The sequence below is a fragment of the Streptomyces sp. CB02261 genome (genome assembly GCF_001905665.1).
Classification (GTDB): Bacteria; Actinomycetota; Actinomycetes; order Streptomycetales; family Streptomycetaceae; genus Streptomyces.
In genome coordinates this window covers 67,807-80,158 of the sequence record NZ_LIVX01000001.1, presented here as the reverse complement: position 1 = coordinate 80,158, position 12,352 = coordinate 67,807, and the positions used below count along the sequence as shown (strand labels likewise).

Sequence of the window (12,352 nt, the reverse complement as noted above, 5' to 3'; positions counted from 1 at the left end):
AGGACCATGATCAGATTCGCCACTCCCGCCGACCTCGACGCCGTCGTCGCCCTCCACACCGAGGCCCGCGCCACCTACTACCGGGGTCATCTCCCCGACGCCGACTTCCTCGGCCCCGAGGAGGTCGCCCGCTGCCGGGCGGGCTGGGCTGCGGCCGTCGGCCGCGGGGCCGTCCTGTGCGCCGAACGCGACGGGGAGGTCGCCGGCGTCGCCGCGTACGGGGAGCGCGACGGCCTCATGCACCTCACCCAGCTCCATGTGCTGCCCGCCCGCTGGCGCGCGGGCGTCGGAACCGCGCTCCACACGGCCTGCACCGACGCCTGGCGGGCCGCCGGCGTGACCGAGGCCCGCCTCGAGGTCTTCGAGAAGAACGCACGCGCCCGGGCCTTCTACGCGGCCCACGGCTGGTCCCCCGACCCGGAGAACCCGCGCGACGGCGACCACCTGGTGCTCCGGCTCACACTGGCGCCGCAAACGGAATGAACTCGGCCGGTGGGGACGTTGTCACGGCCGAACACCCCACCGGCAACCCTCGGAGAGAAGTCACATGCGCGTCGAGATCTGGAGCGACATCGCCTGCCCCTGGTGCTACATCGGCAAGGCCCGCTTCGAGAAGGGGCTCGCGGACTTCGCCCACCGCGAGGGCGTCGAGGTCGTGCACCGCTCCTTCGAGCTCGACCCGAACCGCGCCAAGGGGGACACCGGACCCGTCCTGGAGATGCTGGCCAGGAAGTACGGCCGTACGCTCGACGAGGCCCGCGCCATGGAGGCCCACGTCGCGTCGAACGCGCACGCCGAGGGACTCGACTACCGCACCGAGGGCCGCGACCACGGCAACACCTTCGACATCCACCGGCTGCTGCACCTCGCCAAGGACCGCGGCCTCCAGAACGAACTCCTCGACCTGGCCTACCGCGCCAACTTCGCCGAGGAGCGCTCCGTCTTCGACCCGGAGACCCTGGTGACGCTCGGCGTCGAGGCCGGGCTCGACGAGACCGAGGTCCGGGCCGTGCTCGCCGACGACTCCGCCTACGCCGAGGCCGTACGCGCCGACGAGCGCGAGGCCGCCGAACTCGGCGCGAACGGCGTGCCGTTCTTCGTCCTCGACCGCCGCTACGGCATCTCCGGCGGCCAGCCCGCCGAGGTCTTCACCCAGGCCCTGGAGCAGGCCTGGCAGGGCCGTGTCCTCCAGCCCGTCGGCTCCGGCGCCGAGGTCTGCGGCCCGGACGGCTCCTGCGAGGTCCCGGGGGCCTGACCGTCCTGCCTGCCCCTCTGACCTGCGGAGATAAGCGCACCTTGGGTCTCCCCACGGGCGAATCGCCATTGACGGGCGATCGTGGGGAATCCAGGGTGAGGACATGGATTCCCTGGACCAGCCGCTCGGCGGCGCCGAGTTCGCGCCCAAGCAGACCTATCTGAACACCTCGGCCTGCGGGCTGCTGCCCCGCCGGACCGTCGAGGCCGTGACGCTCCTCGCGCAGCAGACCGCCGACGGCCGCCCCGACGGCGCCGGAAGCTTCGACCTCGTCGACGAGGCCCGCGCCGCCTTCGGCCGCCTGGCCGGGGTCTCCCACGAGCGCGTCGCCGTCGGCAGCTCGGTCGCCGTCCACTGCGGCCTGATCGCCCAGTCGATGCCCGCCGGAGCCGAGATCCTCTTCCCCGAGGGCGACTTCTCCTCCGTCATCACGCCCTTCACGATCCGCGGCGACCTCAAGACCCGCTTCGTGCCACTGGAGCGGCTCGCCGAGTCGGTCCGCCCCGAGACCGCGCTGATCGCGTTCTCCGCCGTCCAGTCCGCGGACGGCAGGACGGCCGACTTCGCGGCGGTCCGGGCCGCGGCCGCCGCGCACGGCGCCCGTACGCTCCTCGACGCCACCCAGTCGGCGGGGTGGCTGCCGCTGCGCGCGGGGGAGTGGGACTACACGGTCGCCGGCGGCTACAAGTACCTGCTCTGCCCGCGCGGGGCGTCCTTCCTCACCGTCACCGAGGAGGCGCAGGACTCGCTCCTCGCGATCCACGCCAACTGGGTCGCGGGCGAGGAGCTGTGGGTGAACAGCTACGGCCCGGTCCGCGAACTGGCCCGCACCGCACGCCGCTTCGACGAGCCCACGGCCTTCCTCTCGTACCACGGGGCCGCCCGCTCGCTCGCGCTCCTGGAGGAGATCGGCATCGAGCGGATCGAGGCCCACGACAAGGGGCTCGCGGCCCGCTTCCGCTCCGGACTCCTCGCCCTGGGCCACGAGCCCGTCATGGACGACTCGACGGTCGTCGCCGTCCCCGGCCTCGGCCACCGCGCGGAGGCCCTGCGCGAGGCAGGCGTCCTGCTCTCCGCCCGCGCGGGCAACCTGCGCGCGTCCTTCCACCTGTACAACACGGCGGCGGACGTGGACCGGGCCCTGGACGTCCTGGCGGGCTGACCACGCCCCGACGCGGCCCCGCTCACCAGGCCCGCACGGGCGGCATCGGGGGCCGGACCGCACGGAGGGGCGGGAGCTCGGACCCGGACCCCCGCGCGGCGAAGGGGCGCAGGGCTCCGAACGCCGGACCTCCGCGCGGCGAACAGGCGGGGCTCCGAACGCCGGACCCCCGCCCCTTTCCGTACCGCAGGTCAGGCCCACGCCTCCGTGACCGCCCTGCGCGCGCCCTCCAGGTCCACCGCGCGGCCCGTCTCGCCGAGCGCCGCGCCCAGGGCGGCCAGCGAGGACTGCACGGCGCCCGGCGTCGCGTCCACCCCGTAGTGGTTGACCCGGATCATCTCCCCGGCGAGCGCCCCGCCGCCCGCGATCAGCGGCAGCGACGGATCGGCGGCCAGCGCCTTCGCCACGAGCTCGGAGGCGTCCACGCCGGCCGGCGTCCGCAGCGTGGTCGCGACCGGAGCCGCGTCCTTCGCCTCGTACACATACGGTGCGAGACCGCCGCCGAGCGCCAGCGCGCCCGCCCGGGTGGCCGCCGCCGCCGAGGCGTGCCGCGCCATCAGGGCGTCCAGGCCCTCCGCCTCGATCCGCTCCACACACGCCTCCAGGGCCAGCATCTCCAGCTGCGCGGGAGCGTGGAGCAACGCCTTCCGGCCACCGTCGATCCACCGCTCCTTCCAGTCGAGGAGGGACAGGTACGAGCGGCGCGGCGCCGCCGGGTTGGCGGCGAACCGCTCCCAGGCCCGCGCGCTCACCGACACCGCCGACACACCCGCGGGCCCGCCCATCGCCTTCTGCGCGCCGATGATGCACATGTCCACGCCCCACGCGTCCGGCAGCACGGGCTCGGCGCCGATCGACGCCACCGCGTCCAGGTAGAACAGCGCGCCGTGCGCCCGTACGACCTCACCGATCTCCGCCACCGGGTTGGTGTTGCCGGTCGCCGCCTCCGCGTGCACCAGGGACACGAAGTCGATCTCCGGGTGCTCGGCGAGCGCCCGCTCCACCTGCTCCGCCGTCACGGCCGTGTGGAACGGCACCTCCAGGTCGACGACGGTCGCGCCGCAGTCCCGCAGCCAGTTGCCGAAGGTCTGCCCGTACGGACCGGTGACGACGTTCAGGGCGGTCGAACCGGCCCGCGCCCCGCTGCGGATGCACCCCTCCAGGGGCAGCAGCGCCTCGCCCTGGGTGATCACCACGTCCTGCTCCGTGGAGAGCAGCGCGGCCACCCGCCGCTCGATCGACGCGAAGTGCGCGGCGGTCAGCGGGGCCAGGTCCAGGAGCGGATGTGTCACGGTCACGGTGGTGCCTTCTTCGACTCGGTGCGGTGCGGGTGGGCTCCCGCTCAGGGTACCGAGGCACCCCCGGCCGCAGCCGCCAGGAAGCCTCCGGCCCGGGCTCCCCGCCGGGCATCCGCCCCTCGTACAGTGCAGGCATGAGCGATCACGCGGTGCTGCACGTGAAGGGACGGGTGCTCGTCGGCCCCGAGGACGTACGGGACGAACTGTGGTGCGTCGACGGGCGGATCACCTTCGACCGGCCCGCCGCCGAGACGGTCACCGTCGAGGGCTGGGTGCTGCCCGGACTCGTCGACGCCCACTGCCACGTCGGCCTCGACCGGCACGGCCCCGTCGACGAGGCCACCAGCGAGAAGCAGGCCCTCGCCGACCGGGACGCGGGCACCCTGCTCATCCGGGACGCGGGCTCGCCCTCCGACACCCGCTGGATCGACGAGCGCGAGGACCTGCCGAAGATCATCCGTGCGGGTCGGCACATCGCCCGCACCCGCCGCTACATCCGTAACTACGCCCATGAGATCGAGCCCGCCGACCTCGTGGCCTACGTCGGCCGCGAGGCCCGGCGCGGGGACGGCTGGGTCAAGCTCGTCGGCGACTGGATCGACCGCGAGGTGGGCGACCTCACCGCCTGCTGGCCGCGCGCCGAGGTCGAGGCCGCCATCGCGGAGGCGCACCGGCTCGGCGCCCGCGTCACCGCGCACTGCTTCGCTGAGGACTCGCTCCGCGACCTCGTCGAGGCCGGGATCGACTGCGTCGAGCACGCCACCGGGCTCACCGAGGACACGATCCCGCTCTTCGCCGAGCGGGGCGTCGCGATCGTGCCGACCCTGGTCAACATCGCGACCTTCCCGCACCTCGCCGACGGCGGCCAGGAGAAGTTCCCCCGCTGGTCGGCCCATATGCGCCGGCTGCACGAGCGCCGGTACGACACCGTGCGCGCCGCCTTCGACGCGGGCGTCCCGGTCTTCGTGGGCACCGACGCGGGCGGCTCCCTCGCCCACGGGCTCGTCGCCGAGGAGGTCGAGGAGCTGACCCGGGCGGGCATCCCGCCGATCGACGCGCTCGCCGCCACCGCCTGGGGGGCCAGGGCCTGGCTCGGCCGCCCCTCCCTGGAGGAGGGCGCCCCGGCCGACCTGGTGGTCTACGGCGAGGACCCGCGCGCGGACGTCCGCGTCCTCGCGGCGCCGCGCCGGGTCGTCGTCGACGGCCGGGTGGTGGGCTGACGGGAGCGGGTCAGCGCCGGGTCAGGAACGCGAGCCGCGCCTTCTTCTCCGGGATGAAGACCTCCGGCAGGTCCACCTCGGGCAGGACGACCTCGGGGCCCAGCTCGAACCCGGCCCGCACCATGCGGGTGATCGCCTTCTCGTTGGCCGCGTCCGGGTCCACCACGACCCGGTCGTGGTCCCGCAGCGCGAAGGCGACGAGCGCGGTGAGCAGGCGGCCCGTCCAGCCGGGCTGCGGGGCGGTGCCTGGGGCGACCAGCAGGTGCACGCCGATGTCCCCCGGCAGCGCCTCGTAGCACTCGCTCACGCGGTCGGCGGCGGGTTCGTAGGTCTGGAGGAGCGCGACCGGCTCGTCGTCCAGGCTGACGAGGAAGCCGTGGTGGGTGGTGAGCGAGTCGAGGTGGGCGTAGATGTCCCGGACCTGCTCGACGGTGGTGCCGACCATGCCCCAGAAGGCGGCCCGCTCCTCGTTGACCCAGCCGTGCAGGAGCGGGGCGTCGCCCTCGGGCTCGACGGGCCGGACCGTGACGGTGCCGAAGCCCTCGACGCGGTGGACGTATACGGGGGTGGTCATCCCTGCTCCTTGGTGAGGTACTGCCAGTCGGTGGTGACGGGGGCGAGGTCGCCCCGCAGCCACAGGGGGAGTTGGTCGCGGTGGTGCGGGTCGCCGGGGACGCCGGACGCGCCGAACGGCACGATCCAGCCACTGCGCTCGCGGTCGGCGAGGTCCCAGACGTACCGCGCGGCGGAGGCGCGGGCGCTGCGGTCGGTCCACCCGGGCACGCTGGACGAGGAGAGGACGCAGTCGTGGTCGCCGCCGAGCCCCGGCCACTGGGCGTCGTCGGGGTCGGGCAGCGCCTGCCAGGGCGCGAGGCGGTGCGTCACACCCCAGGCGGCGGGCGGTTCGCCGGCGCCGACCTCGTCGAGCGCCTCCCGGACGATCCGGTCGACGTCCCCGGCGGGCACGGGCCCGGCCACGAGCAGGGTCTCCAGGGCGTACGCGACGCGCGGCCCGAGGGCGAGCCAGGGCCGGAACACCTCGGGGTACGGGGCGGGTTCGCGCAGCGCCGCGAAGGCCTCGTGGGCGGCGAGTCGGCGCACCACGGCGCCGCGCACGGCGGCGTACAGACCGGCGTCGGTGCTGTCCGCGTCCATCCGCCGGTCCCAGGCGAGCAGCCGGTCCCGCACGGCGGCAGCGCCGGGGGAGAGCCGGGCGCCCGCGCCGGTGCCGCCCGTCGCGGCGTCGTCCGCTCCCGCGTCGTCCGCCTCCGCCCCGCCCGCCCGCGCCACGGCGGCGAGGAGGCGGGCGGCGGAGGCGTTGTCGGTGTCCCGGTGGACGGCGGTCGTGGTCTCCGGGGTCCAGTCGGCCGAGGCGCCGAGCAGCGCGTCGATACGGGCCGCCCGGTGCGGCGGGGCGAACTCGACGCCCAGGGGCGCGGCCAGGCCCCGGGCGTTGGCCATCACGGCGTGGCCCCGCACCTCGGCCCGGGGCAGCGGCGCCGGAGCGGCCTCCCAGGCGTGCGCCGGGTCCCAGGCGGGCACGATCCGCAGGGAGTTGGCCCGGGCCCGTACGGGGACGTGGCCCGCGACCCGGTGCAGCAGCCCGCCCCGGGTGTCGGCGGCCAGGACGACGTTCACCGGCTCGACCCAGCCGTCGAGGGCGGCGTCGACGTCGGCGACGGTCCGGGCGCGCAACAGCGCGGGCAGCCCGCCGAAGCCGAGCTCACCGGTGACGCGGGGCGGGTACCGGAGGCTGACGGCCTCCCACGCGGAGGAGCCGTCCCCGGCGCCGTCGTCGAGCCCGATGATCACCGGGCCCCGTTCCGTCTCGACCACCTCGACGACGACCGGCTCCCCGCCCGCCACCTCGATCGTCTCGGTGTGCGCCGCCGCCGGGCGCCATCCCTCGGGGCCGTACGCCTCCACCCCTCCGTCCGGGAGGCGCCGCAGCCGCTCGCGGTAGAGGTCCTGGTAGTCCGCCATGGCGTTGGTGATCGCCCACGCCACCGGACCGGCGTGGCCGAAGTGGGCGAGGCCCGGGATGCCGGGGACGGCGATGCCGACGACGTCGTACGCGTCGCAGGCGAGCCGGATCTGCTGGTAGACGCCGGGCGCCTCGATGAACCGGTGCGGGTCGCCGGCGATCAGGGCCGCCCCGCTCGTGGTGCGCTCGCCCGCGACCATCCAGCCGTTGGAGCCGGCGGTACCGGGTCCGTCGGTCGCGAAGAGCTCCGTCCACTCCTCGCCGAGCCGGCCGGCGACCTCCTCGCGCCACAGTTTGGTGGGGAAGCCGGCGAACAGGATGTGGGTCGAGAGCCAGACCGCGAGCGGGGTCCACGGTTCCCACCGTCCGGGCGCGAGGCCGGTCTCGTCGAACTCGGGTGCGCGTCGCGCGCCTTCCGCCAGAGCGTCGTTGACCCCGGCCACGTACGCGCGTACCCACGCGGCGGTCGGTGCGTCGTCGCGTTCCAGCCGCTCGAAGCAGCGGCGGGCGGTGTCGGCGAGCCGGGAGCGGCGGGCGAAGGTGTCCCAGCCGAGTTCGGCGGCGCCGAGGAAGGCGGCCGTGGTGCCCTGGGCCCGGTGCCGTTCGACCTCCAGCTGCCAGGCCCGGTCGCGGGCGGTGACCCGGCCTTGGGCGAAGGCGAGTTCGTCCGGGTCCGCGGCGCGCAGATGGGGGACGCCCCAGGCGTCCCGGTAGACCTCGATGCTCACGGAGACCCCGATCCCGTCCATGTCCGTTGAGAGTTTCTTAGGTTAGGCTGACCTAAATTAATCTACAGGAGTTCAGGGGTGGGGATCGCGGTGGGTCACGGTTGGCAGGGTGCCGTTCTCAAGCTGATGCGCGGCAAGGACTTCACGTTCACCGTGACGGGCGCCGAGCAGGTCACGGAGGACTACCGCCGGGTGCACTTCACGGACGGCGGGCTGCTCGCCGCCGCCGGGGTCCACCCGACGATGTGGGTACGGATCTGGTTCGACAACGCGGGCAAGCCGCACCAGCGCGCCTACACGCTGGTCGACCCCGACGTGGAGGCCGGTACGTTCAGCCTGGAGTTCGCCCTGCACGACGGCGTCGCCAGCCACTGGGCCCGCCGCTGCGCCCCCGGCGACACGGTGGACGCGACCCTCCAGGGCACCGGCTTCGAGGCCCCCGACCCGGCCCCCGCGCGGCTGCTCGTGGTCGGCGACCCGGCCTCCCTGCCCGCGGTCAACTCCCTGCTCGACGCGCTGCCGGACGTCCCGGCCACCATCTGGTTCGAGACCCAGAACGCCTCGGACGAGGACCTGCCGTTCCGGCTCGACCCCGCACGGCACGAACTGCGCCGGGTGCCGCGCCGGGACGGCGGCGCCGACCTCGTCGCCCGGGTGAAGGCCGAGTTGCCGGCGCTCGCCGACCCCGCCTCGTACGTCTGGATCGCCTGCGACACCGCGACCACCCGCACCCTCGCCACGTACGCGCGCAAGGAGCTCGCCCTGCCCAAGGAGCGCGTCCACGCGCTCGGGTACTGGCGCGCCGACTGAGCGCACCGCGTTGACGATCCGTTACCTCGGCCGAGCGCGGATCGTTCTCACCCTTCCCGCGCGCCCCCGCTCCCGCCCGCTCGTGCGAGAGACGCGGGGCGCGCGTGAACGGTTGTGTCGAAAAAAATCGAAAACGAACACGGAAACCCCCCTTTGGAGTGAACTCACGCCAGGCGACTGCCGGTTCACTCTCCGTGCGTAAGGATTCCGGTGTCTCAAGTCGCCGAGGCCGCGCCGACCCACCGTCCCCGTGGTGAGCGGCCGGCGACGCCATGTCTCTTGTGGGGGTTCCACCACCTTGAACAGCAACACCTTCCGCATGCCCGTACGCCGTACCGCCGCCGCGACCGTCGCCGCCCTGACCGTCGGCCCCGCGCTCCTGGCGGCTCCGGCGGCGCACGCCACGGGCGACGAAGGGCGTGCCACCGCCGTCGTCCTGCGGACCGGCCTCGATGTCTCCCTCCTCGGCAAGGCGGTCCATGTGCCCCTGCGTACCTCCCTCAACGAGGTCAAGGCGCCGGAGACGGAGACCGAGACCGCGCTCACCGTGAAGGTGCAGGGGGCCGAGGGCGGCGAACCGATCGACATCCTCGCCGCGGACGTGGCCACCTCGAAGGCCACCGTCGACGAGAAGAAGGCCGAGGGGTACGTCAACATCGTCAAGGCGCAGGTGCACGTCCCCGGCATCCCGCTGCTCTCCCTCATCGAGGTCGAGAAGGTCACGTCCAAGGCGCTCTGCGAGGTGGGCGAGCGGCCGGTCGCCGAGTCCAACGTCCTCGGGCATGTGACGGTCTTCGGCAAGAAGACCACCCTGTCCACGGGCGGCCGGACCCAGGTCACCGTGCCCGAGATCGGTCAGGTCACCCTGGACCTCTCCCGTACCTCCACGACCTCCCGCACCGCCGCGGCGACGGCCCTCGAACTCACGGTGGAGGTCGACCCGCTGAAGCTCGGCGTCGCCGCGGTCAACGGCACCGTGACGCTCGCCGAGGCGACCTGTGAGACGCCCAAGGGCACGGCCCCGACCGAGAAGCCCACGGAGAAGCCGACCGGGAAGCCGACGGAGCGGCCCACCCAGAAGCCCAGCGAGCAGCCCACGCAGCAGCCCTCGGTCAAGCCGAGCGACGCCGGCGGCATCAAGACGAACAACGGTGGCACCACGCCCACCGAGAACCTCGCCGAGACCGGCGGCAGCTCCACCACCCCGTACATCGCGGCCGGAGCGATCGCCCTCGTCGTGGCCGGCGGCGGCGCCCTCGCGCTGACCCGCTCGCGCGCCCGCTCCCGGGGCTGACGGCCCGAGGGGGACGGCCCGAGGCTCCGGGGGGAGCCGAGAAGGGGACGGGGCCCCGTAAGGGCACCCAGGGGAAAGCGGGGGAAAGCAGAGGGAACGCGGGGGAACGAGAGGGGACCGGGGGGCCGGGGAGGGCGACGGTGACGACGTCGCCCTCCCCGGACCCGCGTCCGCTGTCAGCAGCCCATCAACAGGGCCTGGTCGAGGGCCTGCAGGAAGCGGTTCGTCGTCGCCCGCTCCCGCACCGCGAGCCGCAGCCAGTTCCGGTCCAGCCCCGGGAACGTGTCACCCCGGCGGGCCGCGAAGCCGAGCGACCGCAGCCGCTCCCGCACCACGTCCGCCCCGTCGATCCGGAGCAGCACGAACGGGCCCTCCGAGCCCTCCACCGTCCGCACCTCGTCGAACTCCGCGAGACCGGCCAGCAGATGGGCCCGCTCCACCCCGATCCGGTGCGCCGCGTGCTCGGCCTCCGCCAGCGCCACCCGCGACATGCACGCCTCCGCTGCCACCAGGGCCGGCGTCGACACCGGCCACAGCGGCTGCGCCCGCTCCAGGGCCGCGACCGTGTCCGGTTCGGCCAGCACGTACCCGATCCGCAGCCCGGCGAGCCCCCAGGTCTTGGTGAGGCTGCGCAGCACCACGAGCCCCGGCACGTCGGTCCGTCCGGCCAGCGACTCGCGCTCGCCCGGCACCGCGTCCATGAACGCCTCGTCCACCACCAGGATCCGCCCCGGCCGGGCGAGCGCGGCGATCGACGCGGCGGGGTGCAGCACGGACGTCGGGTTCGTGGGGTTCCCGATCACCACCAGGTCCGCGTCCTCCGGGACCGCCGCCGGGTCCAGCAGGAAGCCGTCCTCCTCGCGCAGCAGCACCCGGCCCACCTCGTGGCCGACGTCACGCAGCGCCGCCTCCGGCTCGGTGAACTGCGGATGCACCACCACGGGTCTGCGGACCGGCAGCGCCCGCGCGAGCAGCACGAAGGCCTCCGCCGCGCCGGCCGTGAGCAGCACCCGGTTCGAGGGCAGGTCGTGCCGCTCGGCGACCGCCGCCCGCGCGGCCCGGCCGTCGGGGTAGGCCGCGAGCCCGGTCAGGGAGTCGGTGATGCGCTCGCGCAACCAGTCGGGTGGGGTGTTCGTCCGGACGTTGACCGCCAGATCGATGAGCTTGTCGTCCCTGACCTCGGCGTCACCGTGGTGGCGCAGGTCGTGGGCGTCGGTATGCGTATGCATGTCCATGGCCGCCGTCGTGTGGGGGGTGGGGATGGTGGGGGGTGAGCCGGGCTCGCCTGCGATGTACCCGTGCGCCAGGGGCAACAACCGTACGCCTGGGGCGTCTTCGTTCGGACGAAACGGGACGGAAGCGGCGAGGGCGCACGTTACGCGCGGGGATTTCCGCTTGGGGACGAGCAGGACGGCCCTCTCCGCACGCGCCCGCGTGGCCCCGTCCGCCGCCGCCGGCAGCGCCTCCTCCGTCGCCGGCACAAGCAGCGCGGCCTCCTCCGCCGCCGGCAGCGCCGCCGCCTCCGCCACAAGCAGCGCGGCCTCCGCCGCCGCCAGCAGTGCCGCCGCCTCCGCCACCGACGCCGTGCCCGTCGCCGCCAGCGGCAGCGCCGAGGGATGCGGTACGGAGACGGCCGCCAGCTCCTCGGCCGCGAACCCCCGCACCGGCACGCCGAGAAGCGCCGCCGCCCCCGCGAGACCCGGTTCCGGCGCACGGGCGTCGAGCGTGGCCAGCGACCGGACGTCGGCGCGCGTCAGGCCCGCCTCCCGCAGCACCGCGTCGGCCAGGGCGAGCACCTCGTCCACCGGGGTCCCCGGCCTTGCCCCGACACCGAGGTGCGCGGACGGCCCCCGATCCGGTACCAAAGGCCCATGGCAGTGGTCGTCGCGCTCGGCGCGTTCCTCATGACGCTCTTCGGCGGCTGGGTCGCAGGGCGCGTCACCGACCGGCGCCACCTCGTCCTCGGTCTCGCCGGCGGACTCATGCTCGGCGTCGTCGGACTCGACCTGCTGCCGGAGGCACTGGAGGCCGCGGGCACCGAGGTGTTCGGCGTCCCGGAGGCCCTGCTGCTCTTCGTCGGCGGCTTCCTCTTCGCCCATGTCGTGGAGCGCCTGCTCGCCGTCCGCCGTGCGGCACACGGGGTCGGCGCCGACGAGAGGGTCCCGCAGGTCGGGCTCACCGCGGCCGCCGCGATGGTCCTGCACAGCCTCATGGACGGCATCGCCCTCGGCGCCGCCTTCCAGGTCGGCGGCGGGATGGGCGCCACCGTCGCCGTCGCCGTCATCACCCACGACTTCGCCGACGGCTTCAACACCTTCACCATCACGAGCCTCTACGGGAACGCCCGCCGCAAGGCCGTCGGCATGCTCGTCGCGGACGCCCTCGCCCCGATCGCCGGTGCCGCCTCCACTCTCCTGTTCACCCTTCCGGAGGAACTTCTCGGCAGCTATCTGGGCTTCTTCGGCGGCGCCCTGCTCTATCTGGCGGCCGCCGAGATCCTGCCGGAGGCCCACCACGAGCACCCCGCCCGCTCCACCCTGCTGTGCACGGTGGCGGGCGTGGCCTTCATCTGGCTGGTGGTGGGAGTCTCCGGCGGCTGAC

Annotated in this window: 11 protein-coding genes; 7 read left to right on the top strand and 4 right to left on the bottom strand. The window is 74.5% G+C overall.

Annotation, left to right across the window (positions count from 1 at the left end):
• Positions 1-6: 6 nt before the first annotated feature.
• The 3 genes from AMK29_RS00375 (at position 7) to AMK29_RS00365 (ending at position 2,417) form a co-directional block, all read left to right on the top strand.
• Entirely contained in the window at positions 7-483 is a 477-nt protein-coding gene (locus tag AMK29_RS00375; protein WP_073806574.1) for a GNAT family N-acetyltransferase, read from the top strand.
• Between the two features lie 64 nt (positions 484-547).
• Positions 548-1,255: a DsbA family oxidoreductase gene (locus tag AMK29_RS00370; protein WP_073806573.1), complete on the top strand. Its 708-nt coding sequence runs from the start codon at positions 548-550 to the stop codon at positions 1,253-1,255.
• Between the two features lie 103 nt (positions 1,256-1,358).
• Positions 1,359-2,417 (top strand): aminotransferase class V-fold PLP-dependent enzyme, encoded by a 1,059-nt coding sequence (locus AMK29_RS00365; protein ID WP_073806572.1) that lies wholly within the window; start codon positions 1,359-1,361, stop codon positions 2,415-2,417.
• A 191-nt stretch (positions 2,418-2,608) separates the two neighbouring features.
• Here the strand turns inward: AMK29_RS00365 and AMK29_RS00360 are convergent, their stop codons facing one another.
• Entirely contained in the window at positions 2,609-3,709 is a 1,101-nt protein-coding gene (locus tag AMK29_RS00360; RefSeq protein WP_073808105.1) for a pyridoxal-phosphate-dependent aminotransferase family protein, read from the bottom strand.
• Positions 3,710-3,849: 140 nt separating this feature from the next.
• Between AMK29_RS00360 and AMK29_RS00355 the strand changes: the two genes are divergently transcribed.
• Entirely contained in the window at positions 3,850-4,935 is a 1,086-nt protein-coding gene (locus tag AMK29_RS00355; protein ID WP_073806571.1) for an amidohydrolase family protein, read from the top strand.
• 10 nt (positions 4,936-4,945) lie between these two features.
• Here AMK29_RS00355 and AMK29_RS00350 read toward each other — a convergent pair whose 3' ends face one another.
• Positions 4,946-5,509: a GNAT family N-acetyltransferase gene (locus AMK29_RS00350; protein WP_073806570.1), complete on the bottom strand. Its 564-nt coding sequence runs from the start codon at positions 5,507-5,509 to the stop codon at positions 4,946-4,948.
• A complete protein-coding gene (locus AMK29_RS00345; RefSeq protein ID WP_073806569.1) occupies positions 5,506-7,668 on the bottom strand; it encodes a penicillin acylase family protein in 2,163 nt (720 codons plus the stop codon). The genes AMK29_RS00350 and AMK29_RS00345 overlap by 4 nt, the downstream gene beginning before the upstream one ends.
• A gap of 69 nt (positions 7,669-7,737) precedes the next feature.
• On the opposite strand from AMK29_RS00345, the gene AMK29_RS00340 reads away from it, so the two are divergent.
• On the top strand, positions 7,738-8,457 hold the full coding sequence (locus tag AMK29_RS00340; protein ID WP_073808102.1) for a siderophore-interacting protein: 720 nt from the start codon (positions 7,738-7,740) through the stop codon (positions 8,455-8,457).
• A 298-nt stretch (positions 8,458-8,755) separates the two neighbouring features.
• The gene (locus AMK29_RS00335; protein ID WP_073806568.1) at positions 8,756-9,751 is read left to right on the top strand and encodes an SCO1860 family LAETG-anchored protein; all 996 of its coding nucleotides are present in this window, start codon (positions 8,756-8,758) and stop codon (positions 9,749-9,751) included.
• 176 nt (positions 9,752-9,927) lie between these two features.
• Here the strand turns inward: AMK29_RS00335 and cobC are convergent, their stop codons facing one another.
• Positions 9,928-11,706 (bottom strand): Rv2231c family pyridoxal phosphate-dependent protein CobC, encoded by a 1,779-nt coding sequence (cobC, locus tag AMK29_RS00330; RefSeq protein WP_443334041.1) that lies wholly within the window; start codon positions 11,704-11,706, stop codon positions 9,928-9,930.
• Here cobC and AMK29_RS00325 point away from each other — a divergent pair.
• Positions 11,623-12,351: a ZIP family metal transporter gene (locus tag AMK29_RS00325; protein ID WP_073806566.1), complete on the top strand. Its 729-nt coding sequence runs from the start codon at positions 11,623-11,625 to the stop codon at positions 12,349-12,351. The two genes, cobC and AMK29_RS00325, sit on opposite strands and share 84 nt — an antisense overlap.
• Position 12,352: the final 1 nt, after the last annotated feature.

Excerpts from the sequence above, each read along its gene's own strand:
- AMK29_RS00375 (WP_073806574.1), top strand. The coding sequence starts at position 7 with ATGATCAGATTCGCCACTCCCGCCGACCTCGACGCCGTCGTCGCCCTC.
- AMK29_RS00370 (WP_073806573.1), top strand. The coding sequence starts at position 548 with ATGCGCGTCGAGATCTGGAGCGACATCGCCTGCCCCTGGTGCTACATC.
- AMK29_RS00365 (WP_073806572.1), top strand. The coding sequence starts at position 1,359 with ATGGATTCCCTGGACCAGCCGCTCGGCGGCGCCGAGTTCGCGCCCAAG.
- AMK29_RS00355 (WP_073806571.1), top strand. The coding sequence starts at position 3,850 with ATGAGCGATCACGCGGTGCTGCACGTGAAGGGACGGGTGCTCGTCGGC.
- AMK29_RS00350 (WP_073806570.1), bottom strand. The coding sequence starts at position 5,509 with ATGACCACCCCCGTATACGTCCACCGCGTCGAGGGCTTCGGCACCGTC.
- AMK29_RS00345 (WP_073806569.1), bottom strand. The coding sequence starts at position 7,668 with ATGGACGGGATCGGGGTCTCCGTGAGCATCGAGGTCTACCGGGACGCC.
- AMK29_RS00325 (WP_073806566.1), top strand. The coding sequence starts at position 11,623 with ATGGCAGTGGTCGTCGCGCTCGGCGCGTTCCTCATGACGCTCTTCGGC.